The following is a 14,779-nucleotide window of genomic DNA, read 5'->3' as shown; positions in this document are numbered from 1 at the left end:
TCACCTCAGGAAAAATGGCGCAATATCTCGTTCGGATGATAGGCGATCGCATCGGCGCCATTAGCGATCAGCTCATCCACGCTGGCATAGCCCCAGGCAACGCCGATCGCCTTGGCGCCGGCCGCCTTTGCCATCTGCATATCGTAAACCGCATCGCCAATGACAACGGCATCGCGCGCATTCATGCCGGTTTCGTCACAGCATTCCGTCACCATGGCCGGATGCGGCTTGGACGGGCAATCGTCGGCAGTGCGGGTAACGACAAAATGCTGGTCGAAGCCGTGCGTCTTCATCACCAGCTTCAGCCCGCGTCGGGATTTACCGGTCACCGCGCCGATCAGCAGATCCTCGCGGCCGCTAATCGCGTCGATCATCTCGCGGATGCCGGCAAACAGCGGCTCCCTGTAGTCGAGGTCCTGGCGCACGACCGTAAACAGCGATTTGTAATGCGCCGTCATGTCGATGTCCTGCTGCTCGACATGCGGCCTGCCCTGCATGCGGGCGATCGCGATATCCAGCGACAGGCCAATAATGGCCTTGGTGTCCTCAAACCGCGGTTCCGGCTTGCCGAACTTCTCGAAGGTGCGGCGCATCGTTTCGTGGATCAGCCCAGCGCTGTCGACCAGCGTGCCGTCGCAATCGAAAAGCGCAAGTTTCATTCGCTATCCCTTTCAGCACCGGCAAGATCGAGACCGAGGAGGTTCCAGGTCTGCACCATATGCGGTGGCAACGGCGCGCTGACGCGCAGGCGACCGCCGGAAGGGTGCGGAATATCGATATGGCGCGCGTGTAGATGCAGCCGCTTCTGGATACCGCCCGGAAAATCCCAGTTCGGATCGTCGTCGAAATATTTCGGATCGCCGATGATCGGATGGCCGATGTGCAGGGCATGGACGCGCAACTGGTGCGTACGACCGGTATAAGGTTCCATCTCCAGCCATGCGAGGTTCTGCGCCGCCGTCTCCAGCACGCGGTAGAAGGAAATCGCATGATCGGCGCCGTCCTCACCGTGTTTGGCGATGCGCATGCGATCGCCATCGGCGGTTGGCTCCTTGACGAGCCAGGTCGAGATCTTGTCCTCGTGCTTGCGCGGCACGCCCTTGACCAGTGCCCAGTAGGTCTTCTTGGTATCGCGCTCGCGGAAGGCGGCCGTCAGCTTCTGTGCGGCGCCGCGGGTGCGGGCGATGACGAGAACACCTGACGTGTCGCGGTCGAGGCGGTGGACGAGCCGCGGCTTCTCGCCCTTGGGGCTGATCCAGGCTTCGAGCATCTGGTCGATATGCCGGGCGACGCCGGAGCCGCCCTGCACCGCAAGCCCGGGCGGCTTGTTGAGCACGATCACCTTTTCGTCCTCATGCAGCACCATGCGCGACAGGAGTTCAAAATCGGACGAATGCTTGAGATCCCTGCCGGCGATCGGACCGGATTTCAGCTTCGCATCGACATCGAGCGGCGGCACGCGCACCGTCTGGCCGGGCTGCACGCGCGCATCCGATTTGACACGACCGCCGTCGACGCGCACCTGGCCGGAGCGCAGCAGCTTCTGCAGCGGACCGAAGCCGAGCCCGGGAAAATGCACTTTGAACCAGCGATCGAGCCGCATGCCGGCTTCGTCGGGTTCAACCTTGATATGTTCTATGCCAGCCATAGTCGATCTTTCGGAAATTGCCGCACGGGCCGAGCCGGCGTTCTTGCCGGAGCCTTTAGAGCATTTTCTCACAAAACGGAAACCGGAATCGAAATCAGGCCAAAGCGCGCATGACGGCGAGCCCTGATATGACAGCCGCCATCGAAAGCCCGACGCTTGCAGCGATGTAGATCCCGCCGGCGACGGCCTCGCCGCGCTCGAACAGGGAGATCGCATCGAGCGAGAAGGCCGAGAAGGTGGTGAAGCCGCCGAGAAAGCCGGTAATCAGCAGGAGGCGCAGCTCCATTGAGGCGTTGAACCTGCGTGCGATCAGTTCGGCGAAGACGCCGATGACGAAGCAGCCGACCACGTTGACGGCAAGCGTGCCCCAGGGAAAGGCGGGCCCCATGAGCCTCAGCGCCCACTGGCCGACGTAATATCTGAGAACGGAACCGATCGCGCCGCCGAGGGCGACAAGGAAAGCCTGAATCATAAGCCGGATTTACCGCAATTCGGCAGCTGTTCCAATGGCATCGCGCGAATTCCTGCCACTCGGTAAAATGCCAATGATTTTCTTACGATAGCGCCAAGACCATGCCGCTACCGTGACGGCATGACGCAGCTCCTGTCCATATCGGCCAACACCGCCGCCATTGCCTTCGAATCGCTGAGGATCCCGCAGCGCGTGGCAACGAGCACGGCAGCGCGTGATGCAAAGCGCATTGCCGACCGGCAATTGAAGGCCGAAAGCCCCGACCAGGCCGAGGAGCCCTCCAGCATCATTCAATCGACGGAAGTGGCGCTCGACCTGATGGCCAAAGGCAACCGCCAGCCGCAGACCGGCCTCAAGCAGGCGCTGCAATCCTATGAAGACGTCTGAGGCGACCGCTTTCCGAACGAAGCCATACCTGGGTTAAGAAGAGCCCGCAGCCACGGCCGCGGGCTCCTGGACTGCGCTCTCACTTGCCCTGGGCCGACAGCACCTGCAGCACCAGGTCGACCTTGCCGGCCTTCTCAAAGGTCAACGTCACGGGCACGGCATCGCCCTGCTTGAACGGCGTTTTCACCTTCTGGAACATCAGATGCAGGTTGCCGGGCTCGAGCTTGACGGTTTCGCCCGCAGCGATGGCGATGCCATCCTTCAGCTGCCGCATCCGCATGACATTGTCCTTCGTTTCCATCGCATGGATCTGAACCTCACCTGATACCGGCGAGGTGACCGACACCAGGCGATCGTCCGCCTGGCCGCTATTCCTCACCGTGAAGAAGCCGCCGCCGACCGGCTGGCCGGGCAGCATCGCCTTGGCGAAACCGCCTGAGATTTCAAGATCCCCCGCCTTGACCGTTTCGCCGGCCGGCACCGCAGCGCCCATTCCCGACATGTCCATGCCGGCCATGTCGTGATCGTGACTATGGCTGTCCCCGGCGACGACCTTCAAGAGCGGCGCCGGATTTTTCATCCCATGCGGGTCGCTGCCGTCCTTTGCCACCTGATCCCAGGCCGCAACGGCGTCGCCGCACATCTGGATCACCGGAAAGGCCAGCGACGTACCCGCCGCAATGCCGGATACCTTCCCCTGGATGACAAAGGTGTCGTAGAAATCGTCGGAAAGATTACCGTTCTTCCAGCGGATCTCGACCGCGCCCGTCTTCACCTTGTCGCCGTGGTTGTCGTAGGTCTTCTGGTAGTCGCCCTTGATCACTTCGAGCTCCCAGCCGGCCTTCGGCTGCGGCTTGGCGAAGACGAAGCCCTCCGGGAGTTTGACCCGCACTTCGGTGGTCGCCCTGCCGTCGCAACCATGCGGCAGCTGCAGCGTGGCGAGAATGGTGGTTTCCTGCGTCGCCTCCTTGTTGAGGAAGGTCATATGTGCTTCGGCGACGGCAAAGGCGGTTGCGGAAAGAAGCGCGGCAAGCGCAAAAGTCTTGATAGTCTTCATCGGATATCTCCTCGCCGGCCGCGGACTTCTCTTGGGCGGACCGGCATGCTGCGTCATCGGTTGCGGAGGCAGATCAGACGAGGGACGGAGGCGCGCGCGAATTCGCCCGGCTGACGGCGCTGGCGCCGGCAAAGGCGGCGATCTCGATCGGCGCATTGCCGAGCGAGGCGAGCTTGCGCTCGAGCCAGGACCCAGCATCCGGCGTCGGCAGGATCACCGAGGCCGATAGCCGGCAGGCCTCGCAATTCGGCTTGAAGGCGACGGTCTTGCCGCCGCTGTCTCTCACGGTGACGCAAAGCGAGGCAAAGCTGCCGTCGGGCAGCACATAGGCGGCGGCGTCATAACCGTCGGAAGCGGCAGCCTGCGGCGCCTGATGGGCAAATCCAAGCAAAGCCAAGCTCAAGGCGCAAAGCATGCGCAGAAAGAGCGTTGCTTTCAGTCCGTTCCGCCGCATGAGACCCCCTTCAACAGCCTGTCGCGATAGCCGGTTTCCCCTTAAATTGCAAAAGCAGATTTGCCGTAGCTGGCGGCCGGACCTGACTATGGCGACAAAAATTTGTCCGGTCACGACATTTGGCCTTGCCAAGCGCTGCCTCCGCCGGATAATTGCGGCCAACCCTGTTGGGAGAATCCGGTGCTTTCGCCACCGGTGCCGAAGGAGCAACCGCCCCGGAAACTCTCAGGCAAAAGGACCAGCAAGGGGCAGACGGAACTCTGGAGAGAAGCGTTCTCGAAACGCTCGCCGAAGGGATAACAATCTCAGGCAAAGGGACAGAGGGGGCTCAGGAGAGAAGTGCGCAGCCGCGCCTTCAGATTTGAGCCCGCGCCTTCGCGAGAAGGCGCAAACCCCGGAGGCGTCTTTTGGACGATACTGCTGCCCTGAAGAAAACCCCGCTGCATGCCCTGCATCTTTCGCTCGGCGCCCGCATGGTGCCGTTCGCGGGTTACGACATGCCGGTGCAATATCCCGCAGGCGTGATGAAGGAGCATCTTCATACCCGCACTGAGGCCGGCCTCTTCGATGTCTCCCACATGGGCCAGGTCATCGTGAAGGCGAAGTCGGGCCGCTACGAGGATGCTGCGCTGGCGCTCGAAAGCCTGGTGCCGGTCGACATCCTAGGCCTTGCCGAAGGCCGCCAGCGCTACGGCTTTTTCACCGACGACACCGGCTGCATTCTCGACGACCTGATGATCGCCCATCTCGACGACCACCTCTTCGTCGTCGTCAACGCCGCCTGCAAGGAGGCCGATCTCGCCCATCTGCAGGCCCATATCGGCGACCAGTGCGACATCACCCTTCTCAACCGCGCTTTGATCGCGCTGCAGGGGCCGCGCGCAGTCGCGGTTCTCGCCGAACTCTGGGCCGATGTCGCGGCGATGAAATTCATGGATGTGCGCCACTGCCGCCTGCACGACGTTTCCTGCCTGGTCTCGCGCTCGGGCTATAGCGGCGAGGACGGCTTCGAGATCTCGATTCCATCAGACAAAGCCGTGGATGTCACCATGCGGTTGCTCGAACATCCCGATGTCCAGGCGATTGGCCTCGGCGCCCGCGATTCGCTGCGCCTGGAAGCCGGCCTCTGCCTTTATGGCAACGATATCGACACGACCACCTCGCCCGTCGAGGCAGCGCTCGAATGGGCAATGCAGAAGGCGCGGCGCGCCGGCGGCGCACGCGCCGGCGGCTTCCCGGGCTCCGGCCGCATTCTCTCCGAACTCGAAAACGGCGCTGCCCGCCGCCGCGTCGGCCTGAAGCCGGAAGGCAAGGCGCCGGTGCGCGGCCATGCAAAGCTCTATGCCGATGCCGAGGGCCAGACCGAAATCGGCGAAGTCACCTCGGGCGGCTTCGGCCCCAGCGTCGAAGGCCCTGTCGCCATGGGCTACGTGCCGGTCTCTCATGCTGCGGCCGGCACGCAGGTTTATGCCGAGGTACGCGGCAAGTTCCTGCCCGTGACCGTCTCTGCCCTGCCCTTCGTTACGCCGACCTACAAACGCTGACCCTGTTTCCGAAAGGATTTTTCCATGCTGAAATTTACCGCTGAACATGAATGGCTTGAACTCGACGGCGATGTCGCAACCGTTGGCATCACCACCTATGCCGTCGAACAGCTGGGCGATCTCGTCTTCGTCGAGCTGCCCGAAGTCGGCAAGAGCTTCGCGAAGAACGACGATGCGGCAACCGTCGAATCCGTCAAGGCAGCCTCCGAAGTCTATTGTCCGCTCGACGGCGAGATCACCGCGGTCAACGAGGCGATCGTCGCCGATCCCTCGCTCATCAACTCCGATCCGCAGGGCGCCGGCTGGTTCTTCAAGCTGAAGCTCAAGAATCGTGCCGATGCCGATGGTCTCCTCGACGAGGCCGCATACAAGGAGCTCATCGCGTAATGACGACGCCGACCGAATTCCAGTTCACCGATTATCAGCCCTACGATTTCGCCAATCGCCGCCATATCGGCCCCTCGCCGGCCGAGATGACCGACATGCTGAAGGTGATCGGCTATAACAGCCTCGACGGGCTGATCGATGCGACGCTGCCGCCCGCCATCCGCCAGAAGGCGCCGCTCGTCTGGGGCGCGCCGATGACCGAACGCGAGGCGCTCGACAAGCTGCGCGAGACCGCCAACAAGAACAAGGTGCTGGTCTCGCTGATCGGCCAGGGCTACTACGGCACGATCACGCCGCCGGTCATCCAGCGCAATATCCTGGAGAATCCCGCCTGGTACACGGCTTACACGCCCTACCAGCCTGAAATCAGCCAGGGCCGTTTGGAAGCGCTCTTGAACTATCAGACGATGATCTCAGACCTGACCGGCCTCGATGTCGCCAACGCCTCGCTGCTCGACGAGGCGACCGCCGCTGCCGAAGGCATGGCAATGGCCGAGCGCGTCTCCAAGTCGAAGGCGAAGGCTTTCTTCGTCGATGCCAACTGCCATCCGCAGACCATCGCCCTCATCCGCACCCGCGCCGAACCGCTCGGCTGGAGCGTCATCGTCGGCAATCCCTTCACCGATCTCGATCCCGTCGACGTCTTCGGGGCGATCTTCCAATATCCCGGCACCCATGGCCACGTGCATGATTTCACCGGGCTGATCGCACGCCTGCACCAGGCCGGCGCCATCGCCGTCGTTGCCGCCGATATCCTGGCGCTAACGCTGTTGAAATCACCCGGCGAAATGGGCGCCGACATCGCCATCGGCTCCTCGCAGCGCTTCGGCGTTCCCGTTGGCTACGGCGGCCCGCATGCGGCCTATATGGCGGTGAAGGACGCCATCAAGCGCTCCATGCCCGGCCGCCTCGTCGGCGTTTCCGTCGATGCCCGCGGCAACCGCGCCTACCGCCTGTCGCTGCAGACCCGCGAACAGCATATCCGTCGCGAGAAGGCGACGTCGAACATCTGCACCGCCCAGGTGCTGCTTGCCGTCATGGCCTCGATGTATACGGTCTTTCACGGACCCGATGGCATCAAGGCGATCGCCCAGCAGGTGCACCAGAAGGCCGTGCTGATGGCCAAGGGCCTGGAAAAGCTTGGCTATAAGATTGAACCCGAAAGCTTCTTCGACACGATCACCGTCGATGTCGGCCACATGCAGGGGCTCATCCTGCGCGCCGCCGTCGCCGAAGGCGTCAATTTGCGCAAGGTCGGCGAAACCGGGATCGGCATGAGCCTCGACGAGCGCACGCGACCTGCGACCCTCGAAGCCGTCTGGCGCGCCTTCGGCGGCAATTTCACCATCGCCGATTTCGAGCCCTCCTACCGCCTGCCGAAGGGCCTGCTCCGGACCAGCGATTATCTCACCCATCCGATCTTCCACATGAACCGGGCCGAGAGCGAGATGACGCGCTATATCCGCCGGCTCTCCGACCGGGATCTCGCCCTCGATCGCGCCATGATCCCGCTCGGCTCATGCACGATGAAGCTCAATGCGACCGCGGAAATGCTGCCGATCACCTGGCCGGAATTTTCCGACATCCATCCCTTCGTGCCGGCCGATCAGGCGCTCGGCTATCGCGAGATGCTCGACGACCTGACGGAAAAGCTCTGCGCCGTCACCGGTTACGACGCCTTCTCGATGCAGCCGAATTCCGGCGCGCAAGGCGAATATGCCGGCCTGCTGACGATCCGCAACTACCACATCGCCAATGGCGAGGCTCATCGCGACGTTTGCCTGATCCCGACCTCGGCGCACGGCACCAACCCGGCTTCGGCCCAGATGGTCGGCATGAAGGTGGTCGTCGTCAAGGTGCGCGAGAACGGCGACATCGACATGGAGGATTTCCGTGCGAAGGCAGAGGAGCATGCGGCAAATCTCTCCTGCTGCATGATCACCTATCCCTCGACGCACGGCGTGTTCGAGGAAACCGTCAGGGAGATCTGCGATCTCGTGCACAAACACGGCGGCCAGGTCTATCTCGACGGCGCCAACATGAACGCCATGGTCGGCCTGTCCCGCCCTGGTGACATCGGTTCCGACGTGTCCCATCTCAACCTGCACAAGACCTTCTGCATCCCGCATGGCGGCGGCGGCCCCGGCATGGGTCCGATCGGCGTCAAGGCGCATCTGGCGCCCCACCTGCCCGGCCATCCCGAGACCGACGGCCGTCCGGGCGCGGTTTCGGCCGCCGCCTTCGGCTCGGCTTCGATCCTGCCGATCTCCTGGAGCTACTGCCTGATGATGGGCGGCGAAGGCCTGACGCAAGCGACCAAGGTGGCGATCCTCAACGCCAACTACATCGCCGCCCGGCTGAAGGGCGCCTATGACGTGCTCTACAAGTCGAAGACCGGCCGCGTGGCGCATGAATGCATCATCGACACCCGGCCGCTGGTCGACAGTTCAGGCGTCACCGTCGACGACGTCGCCAAGCGGCTGATCGACTGCGGCTTCCATGCGCCGACCATGAGCTGGCCGGTGGCCGGCACGCTGATGATCGAGCCGACGGAAAGCGAGACCAAGGCCGAGCTCGACCGTTTCTGCGAGGCGATGCTGGCGATCCGTGAGGAAGCCCGCGCTATCGAGGAAGGCCGTATGGACAAGGTCAACAACCCGCTGAAGAACGCCCCGCACACGGTGGAAGACCTCGTCGGCGAATGGGACCGGCCCTATTCGCGCGAGCAGGCCTGCTTCCCCCCCGGCGCCTTCCGCGTCGACAAATACTGGTCGCCGGTCAACCGCGTCGACAACGTCTACGGCGACCGCAACCTGATCTGCACCTGCCCGCCGGTGGAAAGCTACGCGGAAGCAGCGGAGTAACAGCAATTCGGCAAGCCCCTCCCGTCGTCGGGAGGGGCTGGTTGCCTGTCGGCCTCAACGTTTGGCAAGCGGTCGAACCCAGCGATGCCCGTTTCTGGGCACCGGGTTCAAATTTAACCTTTCTTAGCAAGTCCCTGTTAGCTTTTCATAAAGGCGGTTCCGATCACCGTCGATCTCTTGTTTTGCGTACAGGTTCTCATGCGTCCATCGGCTGTATCTGCAATCTTCCTCGCCGCCCTGATCCTGTCGGGATGCGCCGCCAGTTCCGGCGCCGAAGATGTGCTCACTCCTGTGCCTTCGGCGGAAACAACCAATGCCATCACCAAGCCGGACGGCCCGATACCGGCAGCCGCCGTGGGCGACACCGCACAGGCAAGCGCGCCGCAAGAAGCGTTGAGTTGGACCGGACCGGTTCCAGAGCCGCAGGCGCTCGTGCCCGCGGAAAGGCCGGTCGGCATGCCGATGCCGACGGAAAAGCCCGTCGCGATGCTCATGCCTTCCAACCCAAGAATCGAGCCCGATCTCCGCACGAGATCGCCATCGCGCGGCCAGATCTACAGCCACCGTTTCCGCGACGCCAAGCCGATTAATTTCGGCTCGACGTCGCCGAGAAAGTTTGCCGTGCACGGCGTCGACGTATCGCGCTGGCAAGGTGAAATCGACTGGGAGACGTTGCGCAGGCAAGGCGCGAACTTCGTCTATATCAAGGCGACGGACGGCGGCGATCACCTCGATCCGATGTTCAGGAAGAACTGGCGCCGGGCCAAGGAGGCCGGCCTGAAACACGGCGCCTACCACTTCTTCTACTGGTGCCGGACGGCAGGCGAACAGGCCGACTGGTTCATCCGCAACGTGCCGAGAGAAGCAAACGCGCTTCCGCCCGTGATCGACGTCGAATGGAACGGCGAATCGAGCTGCAAGCGGCGGATTTCCCCCGCCCGCGTCCGGGAAAAGATGCAGGTGTTCATGGACAAGTTGGAGCGCCATTACGGCCAGCGCCCGATCATCTACACGGCACCGGATTTCTACCGCGACAATTTAAAGGGCCAGATGCTCGACTATCCCTTCTGGCTGCGCTCAGTGGCCGCCCACCCCTCCAAAGTCTATCCGGGCCGCAAATGGGTCTTCTGGCAATATTCCGGTTCGGGTCTTTCCGATGGCGTCGATGGCAAGATCGACCTCAACGTCTTCAACGGCAACGAAAGCGATTGGCACGACTGGGTGGCATCGCGATAGCGATGAGTTCTTGTGCCAATCCGGAACAGGCGGAACGGCAGGGCGTGCGTTTGATAGATCTTTGCTAACGCAACGCCTTCAGCATTCTCTAAATCCTTGTCGGTAAAAGACGATTATCCAGTTCTGGGGAAACGGCTGATGAGCATATCGGGCATCTCGAACATTGCTCTTTCGGGCATGCGGTCGCAGACGACGCGAATCGGCGCGATCGCCAACAACGTCGCCAACAGCAGCACGCCGGACTATGCCAGACTGAATACCAGCCTCACCTCCGTTGCATCCGGCGGCGTCCAGGCCGCGGTCAACCCGACGGCGTCGGATGTCGATCCGGCCACCGGACTGACCGATCTCATCGAAGCCGAACAGGCCTATAAGGCGAACGCCGTGGTCTTCGAGACCGGCGCGGATATGTGGGAAATGCTGATGAACATTAAGCGCGACTGAGTGCGATTCTCAAAGTAGTCGCTCTGCTATAATTCAACGTGGATCGGACCTATGTCGATCTGCCGACTGCCTCGGCCGTCGCGAAATAAGCCGCTCTGCTAGACTAGCAGAATTGCCCTATAGGCGCTCATACATCATCTCAGGAAAGAATTCCGCTTGCGCCGCATTACCTTGTCAATTCTTCTGAATTTCGCCCTGATAACCAGTGCTCGCGCTAGCGAAGACCTTTCCGGTGTTTGGCGTGACCTGTTCACACGCTGTCGAATTGCCGTAGAGACAGGCAAAGACTTTGATGCAACAGGATTGCGCGACCTTGGGCGTGACGTCAGGACGGTGGCCCCGGTGACCGTTCCTGGGGTCCCCTTTCCACTTCTGCACGGGTACAAAATGGCTGAACAGCGCTGGGAGGTTCCCGGAGCTCGCTTCGTTGTCGTGGAAACCGAGTATCCACCCGATCATGGCAAATCAAGACGTTCGTGCGAACTCGAACTCGCTCAGGAAGCAAAGCCGATCTCGGCGGACGAAGAAAACCACCTGAGGACGGCATTTCTCGCCGAGCGAGATGAACTCCTCGGCACCGGGCGCTACGAGCGCTGGAACCCGGACCCCATATTTTCCACCAACCTTGGTGTTCGGTTAGCCGAAAAAAATCCCTCCGGCTGCCGCGTCGTCTCTATCATGCAAATCGAGACACGATCACAATCGTTATCGTTTTTCGCGACAGGTACCGCTGAGCAAGACGCAGCCTGTGGTGCAGCGCCTCGTTTTGAGCATCCGCAAAACGGGACCCGGTGATCTTGATGGAGCCAAACCGGCTTCACCAGCGACGCTTAGCGGGTAATTTCAGCCAGCCCATGCGAACGGCGTCAAGAATGCGCCGGTTCGCTTTGGCGCTGCGCGGCAAGGGCCGCGAGATCGGCGGGCTTCAGTTCGACGGATTCGCCGCAGCCGCATGCCGATGTCTGGTTCGGGTTGGTGAAGGTGAAGCCGGAGCGTAGCGTCGTCTGCTCGAAGCCCATTTCGGTGCCGAGGAGATAGAGAGCTGCCGATGGCTCGACCCAGACTTTTGCACCATCACGCTCGATCAGGTCGTCCTTGGCATTCGGCTCCGTCACCAGGTCGATGGTATATTCCATCCCGGCGCAGCCGCCCTTCTTTATGCCGACGCGAACGCCCTTGGCCTCCGGCCCGGAATTCTCGACGATTGCCTTGACGCGGGCAGCGGCCCCGTCCGTCATGCTCATGATTGCAAAGCCCATCGGCCCATTCTCCTTCCGCAACCGGGGTCAAGATCCGGCGCATCGTGACTCAAATGTAGTACCCTGAGGTAAACGGATCAATACCGCGGGATGTCAGTACCAGCCGACCGCGACCTGCGCCTCTTCCGACATGCGGTCCGGTGTCCACGGCGGATCGAAGGTCATTTCGACCTCAACGCCGGACACGCCTTCGACGGCGCCGACGGCGTTTTCCACCCAGCCCGGCATCTCACCGGCGACCGGGCAGCCGGGCGCGGTCAGCGTCATCATGATCTTCACCATCCTGTTGTCCTCAATGTCGATCTTGTAGATCAGACCGAGTTCGAAGATGTCGGCGGGAATTTCCGGGTCGTAGACGGTTTTCAACGCGCTGATGACGTCGTCGCTCAGCCGTGCCAGTTCATCGGCCGGAATGCTGGAATGCACGATGCCTTCACGCACGTCTATCTTCTGTTCGCTTTCGTCCAGGCTCATCACGGACACTCCTCAAGCAAAGAACTTGCGCGCATATTCAAGCGCATCGGCCAGGGCATCGACCTCGGCGCGGGTATTGTACATGCCGAAGGATGCACGGCATGTGGCGGTGACGCCGAAGCGTTTCAAGAGCGGCATGGCGCAATGCGTGCCGGCACGCACCGCAATGCCCTGCCGGTCGATCACCATCGAGACGTCGTGGGCGTGGATGCCGGCAAGCTCGAAGGAAAAGATACTGCCCTTGTCGGGCGCCGTACCGAACACGCGCAGCGAATTGACCGATTTCAGCCGCTCGACCGCGTAAGCGGCAAGATCGGCCTCATGGCGGGCGATCGCCTCGCGGCCGACCTTCTCCATATAGTCGAGCGCATAACCGAGCCCGATCGCCTGGACGATCGGCGGCGTACCGGCTTCGAAGCGATGCGGCGGATCGTTGTAGGTGACCGCATCCTCGGCAACCTCGAAGATCATCTCGCCACCGCCCTGGAAGGGGCGCATCTCGAAAAGCCGCTCCTTCTTGCCGTAGAGCACGCCGATGCCCGACGGGCCGTAGAGCTTGTGGCCGGTCATGACGTACCAGTCGCAATCGATATCCTGCACGTCGACCGGGAGATGCACGGCGCCCTGGCTGCCGTCGATCAAGACCGGAATGCCGCGTTCATGCGCGATGCGGCAGACCTCCTTGACCGGAACGATCGTGCCGAGCGCATTCGACATATGGGTGATGGCGACGAGCTTGGTGCGCTCCGTCAGGCTCTTCTCGAAATCCTCGATATGGAAGGCGCCCTCGTCGTCCACCGGCACCCAAACCAGTTTGGCGCCCTGCCGTTCCCGAATGAAATGCCAGGGCACGATGTTGGAGTGGTGCTCCATGATCGTCAGGACGATCTCGTCACCTTCGTCGAGCTTGGGCATGCCCCAGCCATAGGCGACGGTGTTGATCGCTTCCGTCGAATTCTTGGTGAAGACGATGTCATTGACCGAAGGGGCGTTGAGGAAACGGCGGACCTTTTCGCGCGCCGCCTCATAGGCATCGGTCGCGGCATTGGAGAGATAATGCAGGCCGCGATGCACATTGGCGTATTCGTGGCTATAGGCATGCGAGATCGCGTCGATCACCGACTGCGGCTTCTGGGCCGAGGCGCCGTTGTCGAGATAGACCAGCGGCTTGCCGTGCACCTTCTCCGCCAGGATCGGAAAATCCCGGCGGATGGCTTCGACGTCGTATTGCGTGGCCGGCACGATCTTGTCCATGGCTATATCCGATCAGGTGTGCTTTTCGAGCCAGGCCGAAATCACGCCTTCCAGCGCCTCGACCAGGGCCTCGTCTTCCAGTTCCTCGACGATCTCGGCGACGAAGGCGTTGACGAGCATTGCCCGCGCCTTGTTCTCCGGAATGCCGCGCGCCATCATGTAATACAGATGATTGGCGTCGATATCGGTCACCGTCGCGCCGTGGCCGCACTGGACGTCGTCGGCGAAGATCTCGAGCTCGGGCTTGACCGAGAACTCGGCATCGTCCGACATCAGAAGCGTGTTGCACGCCATTTTGGCGTCGGTCTTCTGCGCATCGGGCGCCACCCGGATCATGCCCTGGAAGACACCCTTGGCGCGGTCGAACACCACGTTGCGGATCACCTCGGTCGAGCCGGTATGCGGCACGTCGTGGCCGAGCACCATCGTCACGTCGGTATGGCTCTCGGCCCCGAGCAGGTTGATGCCGCGCAGCGTCAGATCGGCGCCCTCGCCGGTCACCTTGATGTGCAGCTCCTGGCGCACCAGCTTGCCGCCGGCATTGATCACGAACAGGCGAAGCTTGGCATCGGCGCCGAGATCGACGCGGATTTGGCCGAGATGCGTATCGTCGGCACCCTGCTGCTGCAGGATGATCCAGGTCAGTTCCGTGCCTTTGCCGACGGTGATGTCACTGACATGGGACACGAAGGCAGCATCGCCCGTCACCGCACGGTGACGCTCGATAACGGTTGCCTTGACGCCGGCGCCGAAGGAAACGGGAAGGCGCGTATGGGTCTGCCCGCCAGCATGGATGAACTGGATCTCGAGCGGATTTTCAAGCTCGGTATCATCGGGCACGTCAACCACATAGCCGTCGCGTACGAAGCTGCCATTGATGCGGCCGACCGCATCGTCGCTGCCGAGCGCATCGAGCCCGCCTGCGGCCGAGCCGTCCCGCAGACGTTCGCTATAGGCTGACACACCAAGCCCCTCTGCGACCGCCTTCTGATTGGCATGGCCCTGGATCACCGCCAGCACCCTGGAACCCGCGACGAGCGGCTCAAGCGGGTCGGAGCCGGCGTCACCTGCCTGCGGCGGCAAGCCGCGCAGCAGGTTTTTGAAATCGGTGTAATGCCAGGCTTCGATGCGGCGCGTCGGCAGGCCGGCCTTCTTCAGGTCATCGAGAAGCCGGTCGCGCAGCGCCGTCACCATGCCGTTGCCTGGCAACTCGCCGATCTGCTGGTTGAAGGCGTCGATCAGCGCCGTTTCGGCCGCAGTCAGGCGACTCGTCGTCTGCATGTTCATGGAGGTCGTCCT

General features: G+C 62.2%; 16 protein-coding genes and 1 riboswitch. Of the genes, 7 read left to right on the top strand and 9 right to left on the bottom strand.

Annotated elements, in window-relative coordinates; translation table 11 throughout:
• Nucleotides 1-5: 5 nt before the first annotated feature.
• From K6M89_RS16080 to crcB, 3 genes are all read right to left on the bottom strand, one after another.
• Nucleotides 6-659, bottom strand: coding sequence for an HAD-IA family hydrolase (locus K6M89_RS16080; protein ID WP_222140121.1), 654 nt, complete (start codon nucleotides 657-659; stop codon nucleotides 6-8).
• Complete coding sequence (locus K6M89_RS16075; protein WP_222140120.1) at nucleotides 656-1,648, bottom strand: RluA family pseudouridine synthase; 993 nt, start codon at nucleotides 1,646-1,648, stop codon at nucleotides 656-658. The genes K6M89_RS16080 and K6M89_RS16075 overlap by 4 nt, the downstream gene beginning before the upstream one ends.
• 94 nt (nucleotides 1,649-1,742) lie before the next feature.
• Entirely contained in the window at nucleotides 1,743-2,120 is a 378-nt protein-coding gene (crcB, locus tag K6M89_RS16070; protein WP_012483949.1) for a fluoride efflux transporter CrcB, read from the bottom strand.
• Between the two features lie 120 nt (nucleotides 2,121-2,240).
• On the opposite strand from crcB, the gene K6M89_RS16065 reads away from it, so the two are divergent.
• Nucleotides 2,241-2,507: a hypothetical protein gene (locus tag K6M89_RS16065; protein WP_097583869.1), complete on the top strand. Its 267-nt coding sequence runs from the start codon at nucleotides 2,241-2,243 to the stop codon at nucleotides 2,505-2,507.
• 79 nt (nucleotides 2,508-2,586) lie between these two features.
• Here K6M89_RS16065 and K6M89_RS16060 read toward each other — a convergent pair whose 3' ends face one another.
• Complete coding sequence (locus K6M89_RS16060) at nucleotides 2,587-3,564, bottom strand: copper chaperone PCu(A)C domain-containing protein (protein ID WP_222140119.1); 978 nt, start codon at nucleotides 3,562-3,564, stop codon at nucleotides 2,587-2,589.
• Nucleotides 3,565-3,637: 73 nt separating this feature from the next.
• Complete coding sequence (locus K6M89_RS16055; RefSeq protein WP_222140118.1) at nucleotides 3,638-4,018, bottom strand: hypothetical protein; 381 nt, start codon at nucleotides 4,016-4,018, stop codon at nucleotides 3,638-3,640.
• 158 nt (nucleotides 4,019-4,176) lie between these two features.
• Nucleotides 4,177-4,269, top strand: a riboswitch (glycine riboswitch).
• A gap of 156 nt (nucleotides 4,270-4,425) precedes the next feature.
• Here K6M89_RS16055 and gcvT point away from each other — a divergent pair.
• From gcvT to K6M89_RS16025, 6 genes are all read left to right on the top strand, one after another.
• The gene (gene gcvT / locus K6M89_RS16050) at nucleotides 4,426-5,562 is read left to right on the top strand and encodes a glycine cleavage system aminomethyltransferase GcvT (protein WP_222140117.1); all 1,137 of its coding nucleotides are present in this window, start codon (nucleotides 4,426-4,428) and stop codon (nucleotides 5,560-5,562) included.
• Between the two features lie 24 nt (nucleotides 5,563-5,586).
• A complete protein-coding gene (gene gcvH, locus K6M89_RS16045) occupies nucleotides 5,587-5,949 on the top strand; it encodes a glycine cleavage system protein GcvH (protein WP_097665936.1) in 363 nt (120 codons plus the stop codon).
• A complete protein-coding gene (gcvP, locus tag K6M89_RS16040) occupies nucleotides 5,949-8,813 on the top strand; it encodes an aminomethyl-transferring glycine dehydrogenase (RefSeq protein ID WP_222140116.1) in 2,865 nt (954 codons plus the stop codon). The genes gcvH and gcvP overlap by 1 nt, the downstream gene beginning before the upstream one ends.
• A 198-nt stretch (nucleotides 8,814-9,011) precedes the next feature.
• Nucleotides 9,012-10,049 carry a glycoside hydrolase family 25 protein gene (locus K6M89_RS16035; RefSeq protein ID WP_222140115.1) on the top strand — a complete coding sequence of 346 codons (1,038 nt, stop codon included), beginning with the start codon at nucleotides 9,012-9,014 and terminating at the stop codon, nucleotides 10,047-10,049.
• Nucleotides 10,050-10,187: 138 nt separating this feature from the next.
• Nucleotides 10,188-10,493 (top strand): flagellar basal body rod C-terminal domain-containing protein, encoded by a 306-nt coding sequence (locus tag K6M89_RS16030; protein ID WP_222140114.1) that lies wholly within the window; start codon nucleotides 10,188-10,190, stop codon nucleotides 10,491-10,493.
• 156 nt (nucleotides 10,494-10,649) lie between these two features.
• Complete coding sequence (locus tag K6M89_RS16025) at nucleotides 10,650-11,288, top strand: hypothetical protein (RefSeq protein WP_222140113.1); 639 nt, start codon at nucleotides 10,650-10,652, stop codon at nucleotides 11,286-11,288.
• 71 nt (nucleotides 11,289-11,359) lie between these two features.
• On the opposite strand, the gene sufA is transcribed toward K6M89_RS16025, so the two are convergent.
• The 4 genes from sufA to sufD all read right to left on the bottom strand — a co-directional run bounded on the left by sufA (nucleotide 11,360) and on the right by sufD (nucleotide 14,767).
• Entirely contained in the window at nucleotides 11,360-11,752 is a 393-nt protein-coding gene (gene sufA, locus K6M89_RS16020) for a Fe-S cluster assembly scaffold SufA (RefSeq protein WP_097583882.1), read from the bottom strand.
• 93 nt (nucleotides 11,753-11,845) lie between these two features.
• Nucleotides 11,846-12,226, bottom strand: a complete 381-nt coding sequence (locus K6M89_RS16015; protein ID WP_097583884.1) for an SUF system Fe-S cluster assembly protein — start codon at nucleotides 12,224-12,226, stop codon at nucleotides 11,846-11,848.
• 12 nt (nucleotides 12,227-12,238) lie between these two features.
• Nucleotides 12,239-13,480, bottom strand: coding sequence for a cysteine desulfurase (locus K6M89_RS16010; protein ID WP_222140112.1), 1,242 nt, complete (start codon nucleotides 13,478-13,480; stop codon nucleotides 12,239-12,241).
• Between the two features lie 12 nt (nucleotides 13,481-13,492).
• The gene (sufD, locus tag K6M89_RS16005; RefSeq protein ID WP_222140111.1) at nucleotides 13,493-14,767 is read right to left on the bottom strand and encodes a Fe-S cluster assembly protein SufD; all 1,275 of its coding nucleotides are present in this window, start codon (nucleotides 14,765-14,767) and stop codon (nucleotides 13,493-13,495) included.
• Nucleotides 14,768-14,779 lie beyond the last annotated feature (12 nt).

Source organism: Rhizobium croatiense (assembly GCF_019793465.1).
In the GTDB taxonomy this organism is placed as follows: domain Bacteria; phylum Pseudomonadota; class Alphaproteobacteria; order Rhizobiales; family Rhizobiaceae; genus Rhizobium; species Rhizobium croatiense.
This window is presented reverse-complemented; position numbering and strand designations above follow the sequence as displayed.